General features: G+C 65.9%; 16 protein-coding genes. 11 read left to right on the top strand and 5 right to left on the bottom strand.

Annotation, left to right across the window (positions count from 1 at the left end; all coding sequences use genetic code 11):
- Nucleotide 1: 1 nt before the first annotated feature.
- From murD to lpxC, 8 genes are all read left to right on the top strand, one after another.
- Nucleotides 2-1,345, top strand: coding sequence for a UDP-N-acetylmuramoyl-L-alanine--D-glutamate ligase (gene murD / locus PSK12I2_RS0123215; protein ID WP_027600272.1), 1,344 nt, complete (start codon nucleotides 2-4; stop codon nucleotides 1,343-1,345).
- Nucleotides 1,345-2,544: a putative lipid II flippase FtsW gene (gene ftsW, locus PSK12I2_RS0123220; RefSeq protein ID WP_027600273.1), complete on the top strand. Its 1,200-nt coding sequence runs from the start codon at nucleotides 1,345-1,347 to the stop codon at nucleotides 2,542-2,544. Before murD ends, ftsW begins: the two co-directional genes overlap by 1 nt.
- Entirely contained in the window at nucleotides 2,534-3,604 is a 1,071-nt protein-coding gene (gene murG, locus PSK12I2_RS0123225) for an undecaprenyldiphospho-muramoylpentapeptide beta-N-acetylglucosaminyltransferase (RefSeq protein WP_027600274.1), read from the top strand. The genes ftsW and murG overlap by 11 nt, the downstream gene beginning before the upstream one ends.
- Nucleotides 3,605-3,638: 34 nt before the next feature.
- The gene (gene murC, locus PSK12I2_RS0123230) at nucleotides 3,639-5,054 is read left to right on the top strand and encodes a UDP-N-acetylmuramate--L-alanine ligase (protein WP_007162053.1); all 1,416 of its coding nucleotides are present in this window, start codon (nucleotides 3,639-3,641) and stop codon (nucleotides 5,052-5,054) included.
- A gap of 65 nt (nucleotides 5,055-5,119) precedes the next feature.
- Nucleotides 5,120-5,974: a cell division protein FtsQ/DivIB gene (locus PSK12I2_RS0123235; RefSeq protein WP_007162052.1), complete on the top strand. Its 855-nt coding sequence runs from the start codon at nucleotides 5,120-5,122 to the stop codon at nucleotides 5,972-5,974.
- 16 nt (nucleotides 5,975-5,990) lie between these two features.
- Nucleotides 5,991-7,235: a cell division protein FtsA gene (gene ftsA, locus PSK12I2_RS0123240; RefSeq protein ID WP_007162051.1), complete on the top strand. Its 1,245-nt coding sequence runs from the start codon at nucleotides 5,991-5,993 to the stop codon at nucleotides 7,233-7,235.
- Nucleotides 7,236-7,288: 53 nt separating this feature from the next.
- Entirely contained in the window at nucleotides 7,289-8,470 is a 1,182-nt protein-coding gene (gene ftsZ, locus PSK12I2_RS0123245) for a cell division protein FtsZ (RefSeq protein ID WP_007162050.1), read from the top strand.
- 109 nt (nucleotides 8,471-8,579) lie between these two features.
- Nucleotides 8,580-9,494 (top strand): UDP-3-O-acyl-N-acetylglucosamine deacetylase, encoded by a 915-nt coding sequence (gene lpxC, locus PSK12I2_RS0123250; protein ID WP_007162049.1) that lies wholly within the window; start codon nucleotides 8,580-8,582, stop codon nucleotides 9,492-9,494.
- Between the two features lie 59 nt (nucleotides 9,495-9,553).
- On the opposite strand, the gene PSK12I2_RS0123255 is transcribed toward lpxC, so the two are convergent.
- The 4 genes from PSK12I2_RS0123255 to PSK12I2_RS0123270 all read right to left on the bottom strand — a co-directional run bounded on the left by PSK12I2_RS0123255 (nucleotide 9,554) and on the right by PSK12I2_RS0123270 (nucleotide 11,550).
- Complete coding sequence (locus PSK12I2_RS0123255) at nucleotides 9,554-9,892, bottom strand: HopJ type III effector protein (protein WP_027600275.1); 339 nt, start codon at nucleotides 9,890-9,892, stop codon at nucleotides 9,554-9,556.
- The gene (locus tag PSK12I2_RS0123260; protein WP_007162047.1) at nucleotides 9,889-10,182 is read right to left on the bottom strand and encodes a DUF1244 domain-containing protein; all 294 of its coding nucleotides are present in this window, start codon (nucleotides 10,180-10,182) and stop codon (nucleotides 9,889-9,891) included. The genes PSK12I2_RS0123255 and PSK12I2_RS0123260 overlap by 4 nt, the downstream gene beginning before the upstream one ends.
- Before the next feature lie 15 nt (nucleotides 10,183-10,197).
- On the bottom strand, nucleotides 10,198-10,896 hold the full coding sequence (gene folM, locus PSK12I2_RS0123265) for a dihydromonapterin reductase (protein ID WP_027600276.1): 699 nt from the start codon (nucleotides 10,894-10,896) through the stop codon (nucleotides 10,198-10,200).
- A gap of 96 nt (nucleotides 10,897-10,992) precedes the next feature.
- Nucleotides 10,993-11,550 carry an antibiotic biosynthesis monooxygenase gene (locus tag PSK12I2_RS0123270; RefSeq protein ID WP_027600277.1) on the bottom strand — a complete coding sequence of 186 codons (558 nt, stop codon included), beginning with the start codon at nucleotides 11,548-11,550 and terminating at the stop codon, nucleotides 10,993-10,995.
- A gap of 220 nt (nucleotides 11,551-11,770) precedes the next feature.
- Between PSK12I2_RS0123270 and PSK12I2_RS0123275 the strand changes: the two genes are divergently transcribed.
- The 3 genes from PSK12I2_RS0123275 (at nucleotide 11,771) to PSK12I2_RS0123285 (ending at nucleotide 13,397) form a co-directional block, all read left to right on the top strand.
- Entirely contained in the window at nucleotides 11,771-12,220 is a 450-nt protein-coding gene (locus tag PSK12I2_RS0123275) for a flavodoxin (RefSeq protein ID WP_027600278.1), read from the top strand.
- Between the two features lie 123 nt (nucleotides 12,221-12,343).
- A complete protein-coding gene (locus PSK12I2_RS0123280) occupies nucleotides 12,344-12,715 on the top strand; it encodes a CidA/LrgA family protein (RefSeq protein ID WP_007162043.1) in 372 nt (123 codons plus the stop codon).
- Nucleotides 12,708-13,397 (top strand): LrgB family protein, encoded by a 690-nt coding sequence (locus tag PSK12I2_RS0123285; protein WP_027600279.1) that lies wholly within the window; start codon nucleotides 12,708-12,710, stop codon nucleotides 13,395-13,397. Before PSK12I2_RS0123280 ends, PSK12I2_RS0123285 begins: the two co-directional genes overlap by 8 nt.
- On the opposite strand, the gene PSK12I2_RS0123290 is transcribed toward PSK12I2_RS0123285, so the two are convergent.
- Nucleotides 13,394-14,200, bottom strand: a complete 807-nt coding sequence (locus PSK12I2_RS0123290; protein WP_027600280.1) for a SirB1 family protein — start codon at nucleotides 14,198-14,200, stop codon at nucleotides 13,394-13,396. The genes PSK12I2_RS0123285 and PSK12I2_RS0123290 overlap by 4 nt on opposite strands.
- Nucleotides 14,201-14,381 lie beyond the last annotated feature (181 nt).

Consider the following 14,381-nt stretch of genomic DNA (forward strand, 5'->3'; position numbering starts at 1 on the left):
AGTGCTCATCGCTTCCGACCAGTTCCGTATCGTCGTCGGCCTCGGCAAGAGTGGCATGTCGCTGGTGCGCTTTCTCGCGCGCCGGGGCGTGCCCTTTGCCGTGGCCGATACGCGGGAACAGCCGCCGGAACTCGCGACCCTGAGAACCCAGTATCCCCAGGTCGAGGTGCGCTGCGGCGAGCTGGATGCCGACTTCCTGGCCCGCGCCGCCGAACTCTACGTGAGTCCCGGCCTGGCCCTGGAAACACCGGCGCTGCAGGAAGCAGCCGCCCGCGGCGTGCGGCTGTCCGGCGACATCGATCTGTTCGCGCGCCATGCCCAGGCACCCATCGTCGCCATCACCGGTTCCAACGCCAAGAGCACCGTCACCACCCTGGTGGGCGACATGGCGCGGCGCGCCGGCAAGCGCGTGGCCGTGGGGGGCAACCTGGGCACTCCGGCGCTGGATCTGCTGGCCGATGACGTCGAGCTCTATGTGCTGGAGCTGTCGAGCTTCCAGCTGGAGACCTGCGAGCGGCTCAACGCCGAGGTCGCCACGGTGCTCAACCTCAGCGAAGACCACATGGATCGCTACACCGGCATGCCGGCCTATCACCAGGCCAAGCACCGTATCTTCCGCGGCGCCCGCCAGGTGGTGGTCAACCGCGACGATGCGTTGTCGCGGCCGCTGATCGGCGAGGGCGTGCCCTGCCTGACCTTTGGCCTGGGACGTCCGGATTTCCGTGCCTTTGGCATTCGCGAGGAGGAGGGCCGCCGCTATCTGGCGCTGGCCTTCGACAACCTGCTGGATGTCGAGGAACTCAGGATCCGCGGTACCCACAACCACAGCAATGCCCTGGCTGCGCTGGCACTCGGCCAGGCCGCCGGTCTGCCCATGGCGCCCATGCTGGAGGCCCTGCGCGCCTTCCCGGGGCTGGAGCACCGCTGCCAGTGGGTGGGCGAGGTCGCGGGCGTCAACTACTACAACGATTCCAAGGCGACCAATGTCGGTGCGGCGCTGGCCGCCGTGGAAGGCCTGGGCGACGACATCGCCGGCCAACTGGTGCTGATCGCCGGCGGCGACGGCAAGGGTGCCGATTTCAGCGCCCTGCGCGAACCCGTCGCCCGTCACTGCCGCGCCGTGGTGCTGCTGGGGCGTGATGCCGCGCGGATCGCCGAGATCCTGCCGGCCACCGTGCAGCAGCTGCGCGTCGCCACCCTGGAAGAGGCCGTGGCCGAGAGCCGTCGGCTGGCCCAGCCGGGCGACGCCGTGCTGCTGTCGCCGGCTTGTGCCAGTCTCGACATGTTCCGCAACTTCGAAGAACGCGGACGGCTGTTCGCCCAGGCCGTGGAGGCATTGGCATGATCCTCAGCCTGCTGCGTCCCTATCCCTCGCCGCTGGCGAGCCGCCACGGCATCGACCTGGACTTCCCGCTGCTGGCCGGCTGTCTGTTGCTGCTCGGCCTCGGTCTGGTGATGGTGACCTCGGCGTCTTCCGAGGTGGCTGCCGCCCAGTCCGGCAATCCGCTGTACTTCATGTACCGCCACCTGATCTACCTGGCGATCGGCTTCGTCTCCTGCGGCGTGGTGATGCTGATCCCCATGGCCACCTGGCAGCGCTTCGGCTTTCCGCTGCTGATAATCGCCTTCCTGCTGCTGGTAGCGGTGCTGGTGCCCGGCATCGGTCGAGAGGTGAACGGCTCCCTGCGCTGGATCGGCTTCGGCATCTTCAACGTGCAGCCCTCGGAGATCGCCAAGGTCTTCGTGGTGCTCTATCTGGCCGGCTACCTGGTCCGTCGCCAGCATGAGGTGCGCCACACCTGGGCCGGCTTCTTCAAGCCCTTCATCGTGCTCCTGCCGATGGCCATGCTGCTGCTGCGCGAACCCGACTTCGGCGCCACCGTGGTGATGATGGGCGCTGCCGGCGCCATGCTGTTCCTCGGCGGCGTCGGCCTGTTCCGCTTCCTGCTGATGGTCGCCCTGGCGGTGCTGGCGGTGTTCGTGCTGGTGCAGACCCAGTCCTACCGGATGCAGCGCCTGATCACCTTCACCGATCCCTGGGCCGACCAGTTCGGTTCCGGCTACCAGCTGACCCAGGCGCTGATCGCCTTCGGTCGCGGCGGCTGGACCGGCCTCGGGCTGGGCAACAGCATCCAGAAGCAGTTCTATCTGCCCGAAGCCCATACCGACTTCCTCTTTGCCGTACTGGCCGAAGAGCTGGGGCTGATCGGCGCCATGGCCACCGTCGGCCTGTTCCTCTTCGTCTGCGTGCGCGGCCTGTTCATCGGTCACTGGGCCGAGCAGTCCAAGCAGTTCTTCTCGGCCTACGTGGCCTATGGCCTGTCGATGCTGTGGATCGGCCAGTTCCTGATCAACATTGGCGTGAACGTCGGCCTGCTGCCGACCAAGGGCCTGACCCTGCCGTTCCTCAGCTATGGCGGCAGCTCCCTGGTGATCTGCTGCGTGAGCATGGGCCTGCTGCTGCGCATCGAATGGGAGAGACGCACCCTGGTGGATACCGAGGATGTGGAATTCACCGAAGAGGATTTCGCCGATGTCCGCTAACGTCCTCATCATGGCCGGCGGTACCGGCGGGCACGTCTTCCCGGCCCTGGCCTGCGCCCGTGAATTCGAAGCCCGCGGCTATACCGTGCACTGGCTGGGTACCCCGCGCGGCATCGAGAACGACGTGGTGCCCAAGGCCGGCATCACCCTGCACCACATTCCGGTCACCGGGTTGCGGGGCAAGGGTGTGCGCTCCCTGGTGAAGGCGCCGTTGCAGCTCAGTGGCGCGCTCATGCAGGCCATCGGCCTCATGCGCCGGCTCAAGCCGGTCTGCGTGCTGGGTCTGGGTGGCTTCGTCACCGGTCCGGGTGGCCTGGCCGCCAAGCTGTGCAACATCCCGCTGGTGATCCACGAACAGAATGCCCACGCCGGCACCGCCAATCGCCTGCTGGTGCCCATGGCCGCGCGCGTCTGCGAGGGGTTCGCCGATACCTTCCCGGCGTCCGCCAAGCGCCTGTCCACCGGCAATCCGGTGCGCGCCGAACTCTTCGCCCCGGTGACCCGTGCACCGCTGGAAGAGCGCGCCGCCAACCTGCTGGTGCTGGGCGGCAGCCTGGGCGCCGAGCCGCTCAACAAGCTCTTGCCCGAGGCCCTGGCGCAACTGCCGGCCGGACTTCGCCCGCAGGTGCGCCACCAGGCCGGTCGCCAGCACGCCGGGGTCACCGCCGAGCGCTATGCCAACGTCGCCGTGGAGGCCGATGTCCAGCCCTTCATCGCCGACATGGCCGCCGCCTATGCCTGGGCCGACCTGGTGATCTGCCGGGCCGGTGCCCTGACCGTCGCCGAGCTGACCGCCACCGGTCTGCCGGCGCTGCTGATTCCCCTGCCGCACGCCATCGACGACCACCAGACCAGCAATGCGCGCTTCCTGGAGCGCGCCGGTGCCGGTGTGGTGCTGCCGCAACATTCCACCCGCCCGGCGGATCTCGCCGCGCAGCTTACCGAGGTCCTGATGCATCCCGAACGTCTTGCCGGCATGGCCGCTCGCAGCCGAGCCCTGGCCAAACCCGATGCCACCCGTGCAGTCGTCGACGCCTGTCTGGAGGTTGCCCGTGGTTAAGTCGCAAAGTGCCATTCAGGCCGAAGTTCGGCGCATGCGCAGCATTCGACGCATCCACTTCGTCGGGATCGGCGGCGTCGGCATGTGCGGCATCGCCGAGGTGCTGCTGAACCTGGGTTACGAAGTCTCGGGTTCGGACCTCAAGGAGTCCGCGGTGACCGCGCGCCTGCAGCAATTCGGCGCGCGCATTTACATCGGCCATCGCGCCGAGAACCTGGATCAGGTCGATGTGCTGGTGGTGTCCAGCGCCATCAACAGATCCAACCCGGAGGTCTCCGCCGCCCTCGAGCAGCGCATTCCCGTGGTGCCCCGCGCCGAGATGCTCTCCGAGCTGATGCGCTATCGCCACGGCATCGCCGTCGCCGGTACCCATGGCAAGACCACCACCACCAGCCTGATCGCCTCGGTGTTCGCGGCCGAAGGCCTGGACCCGACCTTCGTCATCGGTGGCCGCCTCAACGCCGCCGGCACCAATGCCCAGCTCGGCACCAGCCGCTACCTGATCGCCGAGGCCGACGAGAGCGACGCCAGCTTCCTGCACCTGCAGCCCATGGTCGCCGTGGTCACCAACATCGACGCCGACCACATGAGCACCTACGAGGGTGACTTCAACCGGCTCAAGCGCACCTTCGTCGACTTCCTGCACAACCTGCCGTTCTATGGCCTGGCCGTGCTCTGCGTCGACGATCCGGTGGTGCGCGAGATCATTCCCCAGGTCGCCCGGCCCACCGTCACCTACGGCACCGCCGAAGACGCCGACGTGCGCGCCGTGGACATCCGCCAGGAAGGCATGCGTACCCATTTCACCGTGCTGCGCGAGGGCCGCGCGCCCCTGGCGGTCTCGGTCAACATGCCGGGCGTGCACAACGTGCTCAACGCCCTGGCCACCATCGCCATCGCCACCGACGAAGGCGTCAGCGACGAGGCCATCCTCAATGGCCTGTCCGGCTTCCAGGGGGTAGGGCGGCGCTTCCAGGTGTACGGCGAACTGCCGGTCGCCGGTGGCAGCGTCATGCTGGTGGACGACTACGGCCACCATCCGCGCGAGGTCGCCGCGGTGATCAAGGCCGTGCGTGGCGGGTGGCCCGAGCGCCGACTGGTGATGGTCTATCAGCCGCACCGTTTCAGCCGTACCCGCGATCTCTACGAAGACTTCGTCCAGGTGCTGGCCGATGCCAACGTCCTGCTGCTGATGGAAGTCTATCCGGCCGGCGAAGAACCCATCCCCGGCGCCGACAGCCGTCAGCTCTGCCACAGCATCCGCCAGCGCGGCCAGCTTGATCCCATCTATGTGGAGCGCGGCAGCAACATCGCCCCGCTGGTCAAGCCGCTGCTGCGCCCAGGCGACATCCTGCTCTGCCAGGGCGCGGGCGACATCGGCGCGCTGGCGCCGCAACTGCTCAAGCACCCGCTGTTCGCCACTGCCGCGACCGCCGGGAGTTCGGCATGAGCCTTCATCCGTACAACCCCTTGCCGGCAACCGCTGTTGCCGGCGCGCACGTGGAGGGCTGAACCTTGGTCGCCACCCTACGTCACAACCAGCCCGGCTTCGGCCGGTCGCGCAACGCCGAGCAGCGGGGCGCCAGTCGCCTGGTCGCCGAAGAGCCGCTGTCGACACGCCTGCCACGCCCGAGCCTGGGGCTGCTCAAGCGCATCCTCTGGCCGTTCCTGCTGCTGGGGCTGGGCTTCGGTACCTACGAAGGTGCCCAGCGCCTGCTGCCCTATGCCGACCGGCCGATCGCCAAGGTCAGCGTCAAGGGCGACCTGTCCTACATCAGCCAGGGGGCGGTGCAGCAGCGCATCGCGCCCTTCGTCGGCACCACCTTCTTCCAGGTCGACCTGGCCGACATGCGCCACGAACTGGAAACCATGCCGTGGATCGCTCACGCCGAGGTGCGCCGCGTCTGGCCGGACGAGATCAGCATCCGCCTGGAAGAGCAGATGCCCATCGCCCGCTGGGGCGACGAGGCGCTGCTGAATAACCAGGGTGAGGCTTTTGCCCCGCAGGATCTGGCCAACTATGACAATCTACCGCGGCTGTACGGCCCCAAGCGGGCCCAGCAGCAGGTAATGCAGCAGTACCAGATGTTCAGCCAGATGCTCCGGCCGCTCGGTTACACCGTGTCGCGCCTGGAAATGCACGAGCGCGGCAGCTGGTACCTCACCACCGGTCAGGGCCTGGAACTGGTGTTTGGCCGCGACCAGTTGGTGGAAAAGATGCGGCGCTTCATGCGCCTGTACGATCAGGTGCTCAAGGCACAGATGGACAATATCGCGCGGATCGATCTGCGTTATCCGAACGGTCTGGCCGTGGCCTGGCGTGATCCCGCTGTCGCCGCCACCCCCGTGACCGAACCGGCCAAGCATTGAGGAGAAGTTTTTTACTATGGCAAGCGTGCAAAGCGGCAAGATGATCGTCGGCCTCGACATCGGCACTTCCAAGGTCGTGGCTCTGGTCGGCGAGGTGTCTTCCGATGGTCAGATCGAGATCGTCGGGATCGGCACCCATCCGTCGCGCGGGCTCAAGAAGGGCGTGGTGGTCAACATCGAATCCACCGTCGCCTCCATCCAGCGGGCCATCGAAGAAGCCCAGCTGATGGCCGGTTGCCGGATCCATTCGGCCTTCGTAGGCATTGCCGGCAATCACATTCGCAGCCTGAATTCCCACGGCATCGTGGCGATCCGCGATCGTGAAGTGAGCCCTGCTGACATCGAGCGGGTGCTCGATGCCGCCCAGGCGGTGGCCATCCCCGCCGACCAGCGCGTGCTGCACACCCTGGCCCAGGACTATGTGATCGACAACCAGGAAGGGGTGCGCGAACCCCTGGGCATGTCCGGCGTCCGCCTGGAAGCCAAGGTTCACGTCGTGACCTGCGCCGTCAACGCCGCGCAGAACATCGAGAAATGTGTTCGTCGTTGCGGCCTGGAAGTCGACGACATCATCCTCGAACAACTGGCCTCGGCCTATTCGGTGCTGACCGACGATGAAAAGGAACTAGGCGTCTGCCTGGTCGACATCGGCGGCGGCACCACCGATATAGCCATCTTTACCGAAGGCGCCATCCGCCATACGGCGGTGATACCTATTGCTGGCGACCAAGTCACAAATGACATTGCCATGGCCTTGAGAACCCCAACGCAATATGCCGAAGAAATCAAGATTCGGTATGCTTGTGCCTTGGCGAAACTGGCTGGACCGGGCGAAACCATCAAGGTGCCCAGCGTGGGTGACCGTCCGCCGCGAGAATTGTCGCGTCAGGCCCTCGCGGAAGTGGTCGAGCCCCGTTACGATGAGCTATTCACACTGGTGCAAGCGGAACTGCGCCGCAGTGGTTACGAGGATCTGATCCCCGCTGGGATCGTACTCACCGGTGGTACCGCGAAGATGGAAGGCGCGGTCGAGCTGGCGGAAGAGATTTTCCATATGCCGGTACGCCTGGGGGTGCCCCAGACGGTCAAGGGTCTGACTGACGTGATCAGCAACCCGATCTATTCCACAGGCGTCGGCCTGTTGCTCTATGGCCTGCAAAAGCAGACCGATCCCTTGCCGGTTGTTTCTGGCGGATATAGCAGCGAAACCAAATCCACAGTCCTGGAACGCATGAAGCGTTGGGTCCAGGGCAACTTGTAATTCACAATTAAACCGCGGCAGTAGGCGAAGATCCGAAAGGAAGAGAGGGGACCATGTTCGAACTCGTAGACAACATTCCACAAAGCGCCGTGATCAAAGTCATCGGCGTGGGCGGTGGCGGTGGCAACGCCGTCAACCACATGGTCAAAAGCGGTGTTGAAGGCGTCGAATTCATCTGTGCAAATACCGACGCCCAGGCCCTGAAGAACGTCACATCCCGTACCGTGCTGCAACTCGGCCCGGGCGTCACCAAGGGTCTTGGTGCAGGCACCAACCCGGAAATCGGCCGCCAGGCGGCCATGGAAGATCGTGAGCGCATCGCCGAAGTCCTCGAAGGCGCCGACATGGTCTTCATCACCACCGGCATGGGCGGTGGCACCGGTACCGGTGCGGCGCCGATCATCGCTGAAGTGGCCAAGGAAATGGGTATCCTGACCGTTGCCGTGGTCACCCGTCCGTTCCCCTTCGAAGGCCGCAAGCGCATGCAGGTCGCCGACGAAGGCATTCGCTCCCTGTCCGAATGCGTCGACTCGCTGATCACCATCCCCAACGAGAAGCTGCTGACCATTCTGGGCAAGGACGCCAGCCTGCTGGCCGCCTTCGCCAAGGCTGACGACGTCCTCGCCGGCGCCGTCCGCGGTATCTCCGACATCATGCAGCGTCCCGGCCTGATGAACGTCGACTTCGCCGACGTCAAGACCGTGATGGGCGAGATGGGCATGGCCATGATGGGTACCGGCCACGCCAGCGGTCCGAACCGTGCGCGCGAAGCCACCGAAGCCGCCATCCGCAACCCGCTGCTGGAAGACGTCAACCTGCACGGCGCCCGCGGCATCCTGGTCAACATCACCGCCGGCCTGGATCTGTCCCTGGGTGAATACGCCGCCGTCGGCGAGATCATCGAGGACTTCGCGTCCGAGCACGCCACCGTCAAGGTCGGCGCCGTGATCGATCCGGAAATGCGCGACGAGCTGCACGTCACCGTGGTCGCCACCGGCCTGGGTGCGCGCATCGAGAAGCCGGTCAAGGTGGTGGACAACACTGCCCAGACCCTGGCCGCGGCCCGTCAGGAAACCGCTCCGGTCAACTACGACGACCTCAAGTACCCGACCTCGATGCGCTCCGGTCGTGGCAGCCAGAATCATGGCGGCTCGGCAGCGGCGACCAAGGTCAATCCCAACGACGACCTGGATTACCTAGACATCCCGGCCTTCCTGCGTCGTCAGGCTGATTGATCGGGTATATCACAAGCCAGGGTGTGATTAGTGGGCATCGATTTTCGCTTCTGCTATCATCGCGACTTCGTTGAACACCATTCGCACCCTGCGACCGAGCGGCCCTGGCATGATTAGACAACGCACCCTCAAGAACACCATTCGCGCCACTGGCGTTGGCCTGCATTCCGGGGAAAAGGTTTACCTGACCCTGAAGCCGGCGCCGGTCGACACGGGGATCGTGTTCCGTCGCACCGATCTCGATCCGGTCGTGGAAATCCCGGCCTGGGCCGAGAACGTGGGTGAAACCACCATGTCGACCAACCTGTTCAGCGACACCGGCGTCAAGGTCGGTACCGTTGAACACCTGCTGTCGGCCATGGCCGGTCTGGGTATCGACAATGCCTACGTCGAGCTGTCCGCGGTCGAAGTGCCGATCATGGACGGCAGTGCCGGTCCCTTCGTTTTCCTGATCCAGTCCGCCGGTCTGCAGGAACAGGAAGCGGCCAAGCAGTTCATCCGTATCAAGCGTGAAGTGACCGTCGTCGACGGTGACAAGCGCGCCACCTTCGTGCCCTTCGACGGCTTCAAGGTGACTTTCGAAATAGATTTCGATCACCCGGTGGTCAACAACCGTACTCAGAAGGCCTCGGTGGACTTCTCGAGCACCTCCTTCCTCAAGGAAGTCAGCCGTGCCCGTACCTTCGGCTTCATGCGCGACCTGGAATTCCTGCGTTCGCACAACCTGGCCCTGGGCGGCAGCGTCGACAACGCCATCGTGGTGGACGAGAAGGGTGTGATCAACGAAGACGGTCTTCGTTACGAAGACGAATTCGTCAAGCACAAGATCCTCGACGCCATCGGCGACCTGTACCTGCTCGGCAAGAGCCTCATCGGCGAATTCCGTGGCTACAAGTCCGGTCATGCCATGAACAATCGCCTGCTGCGTGCGCTGCTGGCCGATCGTGATGCCTGGGAAGTGGTGACCTTCGAAGATTCCGGTCTGGCGCCGATTTCCTACATGAGACCTGCGGCTGCCGTCTGAGTCCGGTCCAAGAAAAAGCCCTGCATCCGCAGGGCTTTTTTTATGGCCGCTGAAAAGGCCTAGCGACGCGCCAGGGGCTCGCCCTGGAAGCTCACTCCGGCCAGGCCGTGGGCGATAAGGGCGCGGATGTTGGCGTGGTCGCTGCCCTCGGGGGTCTGCAGCACGCTGCGATAGTGCTCGCCAAAGGCCAGCAGGGCTTCCTGATCGCTCAAACCTTCGAGCTTGGCCAGGCCCAGGGTCTTGCAGGAGCCTTCGTTCTGGCCCGCCGCATTGTCCACCGCGCCATTGCGAAAGGCTGTGGGCTGGTAGTGGTAGTGCTCGGCGACAAAGGCCAGGGTGTCGGCGAAGGCATGGTCGCCCTGGGCCAGGCGGGCGCGGAAGCTGGCGAGATCGCTCATTTGTTCTGCTGCTCCTGGAAGGCCGCAGCCTGGGCCGGCGAGGCCTCGGTCTGGTACTGGGCTTTCCAGTCGGCATAGGGCATGCCGTAGACGGCCTCGCGGGCATCGTCCAGGCTCAGCGCCAGGCCCTTGTCGTCGGCCGCGGCCTTGTACCACTTGGACAGGCAGTTGCGGCAGAAGCCGGACAGGTTCATCAGGTCGATGTTCTGCACGTCGGTGCGCTTGCGCAGGTGCTCGACCAGGGTGCGGAAGGCGGCGGCCTCCAGTTCCAGGCGGTCTTGTTCGGTCATGGCTGATTCCTCTTGCTAGCGGCGGCCGTGGCGCAGGTGGCGCCCGCCGTTGACGGTAAAGGTGCTGCCGGTGGCGTACTGGGTCGACAGCAGATAGAGCACGGTATCGACGATGGGATCGGCGCCGGGTTCGAAATCCAGCAGCGCCTTGTCCAGGGTCGCCTGGCGATAGGCCTCGTCGGCGCCTTCCTTGAAGATCAGCAGGCCCGGCGCGATGGTGTTGACCCGGACGATGGGCGCCAGGGCCTCGGCAAAGGACAGGGTCAGGTTGTGCAGGGCGGCCTTGGTGGCGGCGTAGCCGATATGGTTGCGGCTGCCGCGGGTGGCGCTGTCGTCGCCGATATGGATGATGTCGGCCCGGGGCGCGGCCAGCAGCAGGTCCTGCAGGCCCAGGTTGAGGTGGTAGGGCGCTTCCAGGTGCAGGCGATAGAGCAGCCGCAGATTGTCCAGGCCGTCTTCGGCCCAGACCGAAGCGTTGTGCACGATGCCGCGCAGCGCCGTATGGCGTTCATGCAGCTGCAGCAGCAGGTTTTCGCGCTGCGCCTCTTCCGCCAGATCGACCTGATAGGCCTCGATCTCCAGGTCACGCAAGGGACCGGGATCGTCGCGATAGACGGCGATGACGGGTTGGCCCTCCGCCAGCAGCCGGCGGGTCAAGGCGAGACCGACACGGCGATTGGCGCCGGTGACCAGAAGGGGAAGGGTTGCGGACATGAGGGTACCCGATCCTGATGAACGAGGCGGCCAGAGGGCTGGCCGCCGCTATTGTACGCATTCGACGCGTCAGGATGCAGGCCGATCCGTGCGGGCCTAGCGGGCGCTGCCTCGCCAGTCGTTGGCCCGCGAGGCGTTGTGCAGCCAGCGCTTCAGCACCCGGGTGATCAGCGGGATGAAGACGCAGACCATCACCGGAGTAAGGATCAGGGTGCTCAGCAGGATGCGCGGCAGCAACGGCAGATGGGCCAGGTAATCGCCGAAGGCGGCATTGAACAGCAGCGAGATGGGAAAGAACGCCAGCCAGACCGCGATGCTCTGCTTCCAGCGCGGTGGCGGCTGCAGGCCGGCGCCGAACCAGTCGTCCATGCCTTGGGCGCGCCGTGCCAGGGGCGCTTCGAACAGGCCCTGGCCACGCTCCAGCCAGAGGCGCCGCGTGTCAGAGTGTTCCCAGGCGTCGAGGGTCTGGGGGCAGGCGAAGCGAAAGACGATCTGCACCAGGTTGTCGCCTGGAGGCGGGGTCAGGACCCCCGAACCGAGATAGCCGGGATGCCCGGTGGCCAGGGCTTCGCCTTCGCGCAGCCAGACCAGAAAGGCGTCGTATTGGCCAGCCGCGACGCGCCGCGCGACCATGAGGGTAACAGGCTGATTCATGCTCTAACTCCGGGCGATCGGGCCGGATAGGCCGGATGCCGTCACGCCGCCGGGTAGGCGGACAGGTGGCGAAGACGCCTGGGGTAGCAGGCGGCGCTAGCATAACAAGCCTTGAGACCCTTGGCTGCAGCCGGGGTTGCCAGCGGAGTCGTCTTGCTGACGGAGCGCCAAGCCGGGCCGCGCCAGGCATACTGGGCGGGATTCCACGCAAGAGGTCCGTATGAAAGTCGCACTGTTGAATGGCTCGGTCTATGGCACTGCCGAAGATATCGCCCGTCAGGTGAAGGCGCGCCTGAGCGCGGCAGGCCATGAGGTCTGGCACCAGCCCAATGCCGATCTCGCCAGCCTGGAGGCCTTCGCGCCCGAGGCCCTGCTGGCTATCACCTCCACCACCGGCATGGGCGAATTGCCGGCCAACCTGGAATCCCTGTATTTCCAGCTGCGCGATCGGCTGCCGCCCTGGTCCGGACGACCCGGCGCCGTGCTGGCCCTGGGTGATTCCAGCTATGGCGACACCTATTGCGGCGGCGGCGAGCTGATGCAGGAATTGTTCGCCGAACTGGGGCTGCGCGAAGTGCTGCCCATGCTGCGCATCGATGCCAGTGAAACGGTCACGCCGGACGAAGACGCCGAGCGCTGGGTCGCCGAGGTCATCGCCGCCCTGGGCTGATCTTGCCCCGGCAGCAACGCTGCTTTACCCGCGCGGAGCGCGCCGCCGGGCCCGGTTCGCTGTCCTCGCCCCCTCAGCCTCGGTATCCTTGGCGCCTGTCGAGGATTTGAGAAGGAGCCCTGGGTGAATAGATATCTGCGCCTGGCTCTGGAGCTGTGCGGATTGGGCGCGCTGTGGGGTGTGGGTACCTGGCTGGCCACCTATTTCGCCTTGCCGGTACCAGGCGGGGTGGTGGGGCTGGCCATGCTGCTGGTGCTGCTGGCCGCGCGCATCGTCGAGCCCGAGTGGTTGCAGGGCGGCGTGCGCCTGCTGCTGGGAGAAATGCTGCTGTTCTTCATTCCCGCGCTGCTGAGTCTGCTCGACTACGGTCCGTTGCTGCGGCAAGAGGGTGTGCGCATCCTGCTGGCCATCCTGCTCAGCACCGTGCTGACCATGGTCGCGACCGCCCTTACCGTGGACTGGATGTTTCGCCGGCGAGGGCGTCGCGATGCTTGATCTGCCCGGACTCTTCTGGCTGCTGCTGACGGTGGCGGGCTATGGGGTGAGTCGGCTGCTCTATGCCCGGCTGCGCTGGTATGTGGTCAGTCCGATCATCTTCGTCACGGTGCTGCTCTATGCCGCCACCCTCTGGCAGCAGGTGAGCTATGCCGAGTACGCCCACTACAGCCACTGGCTGATCACCCTGCTGGGGCCGGCGACGGTGGCCTTCGCCGTGCCGATCTGGCAGCAGAGACGCCTGCTGGCGCGCTACTGGCAGGCGTTGCTGGCCGGCCTCTGCGTCGGCAGTGGCGTGGCCATTGGCAGTTCCTGGTTGTTGGCCCGGCTGCTGCTGCTCGATGACCGGGTGCTGCTGTCCATGCTGCCGCGCTCCATCAGCACCCCCTTTGCCATGCCGATGTCCGCCACCGTGGGAGGCGTCCCCGAGCTGACCGCGGCCTTCGTGATGATCACCGGCCTGGGGGGCGCCATCCTCGGCAGCCTGCTGATCAGGCTGCTGCCGCTCAAGTCGGCCCTGGCCCGCGGTGCCCTGTTCGGCATGGGCGCCCACGGCGTAGGGACCAGCAAGGCCTACGAGGTCGGCCTGGAGGAGGGCACCGTGGCCGGCCTGGTCATGGTGCTGGCCGGCCTGAGCAATCTGCTCGGCGCCCAGCTGGTGCTCTGGCTGCTGCACCGCTAGTGCAGGGTGGCGGAAGGCGCGCCCAGTTGCGCCAGCCGCCGCCGCACCTGCTCGCGTTCGGCATCGTCTTCGCTGATCAGCAGGGCGTGCTGCAGGTCGTAGCGCTCGGCCTGGGGGCAGTCGAGCTGGCGGTACAGATCGGCGCGCGCCAGGTGATCGATGACCCCGACCGTGCCCAGCTCGATGACCCGCTGGGCATCCTTGAGCGCGGCCAACGGCTGGTCGCCCTGGCGATGCAATTCCCGCAGATTGCGCGAGAGTCGCTGCATCATCTGCCGCGGACCGAGGGGCGCCAGATAGCTGGCCTGCAGTTGCGCGTTGGGCCCGAACTGATCCACCAGCAGTTGGCGGCAGTCGTTCATGTACAGGCGACGACCGCCGAAGGGTTCGAGCAGATGATCCGCGCCCGGCACGCGCAAGAGGAAATGTCCGGGAAAGCCGATGCCCTGCAGGTCGATCTCCAGGCGCCGGGCCAGTTCCAGAGCCACCAGGGCGATCGACAGCGGCTGGCCGCGTCGCCGCGCCAGGACCTCGTCGAGCAGGGCAGCCGTAGGGTTCAGGGGCCACTCGGCCGCGCGAAAACCGGCATCGCAAAGCTGCCGCAACAAGGCCTGGGCCCGCTCGGCGTGACTGGCATCGCCATCCAGGCTGGCGACCAGGCGCAGTGCCAGGTCGTCCAGCGAGTGCAACAGGGCCGGGGGATCGATCTGTTCGTGGTGTTCGGCCGCGATCCACAGGGCGGCTTCCAGCAGCCGGGGATCGGGCCGGTCCAGGCAGGCGAGGCAGGAAAGACGCGCGTCCACGGTAGACTCCAGAGCCCTCGCGGGCTTTTCCTCAGGTTTTAGCCTGCCAGCGCCGGGCCGTCCAGTCTGCGACAGTTGCGCACTGGCCGACGGTCCGGCTTCTCGCTATAAGAGCGACTGACGCCAGGGCAACCTCGAGAACGGGATTCCGGCATGGATCTATCTTCGAGTGGAGGTCTTC

The organism is Pseudomonas sp. MOIL14HWK12:I2 (assembly GCF_000510745.1).
Taxonomy (GTDB): domain Bacteria; phylum Pseudomonadota; class Gammaproteobacteria; order Pseudomonadales; family Pseudomonadaceae; genus Chryseomonas; species Chryseomonas oryzihabitans.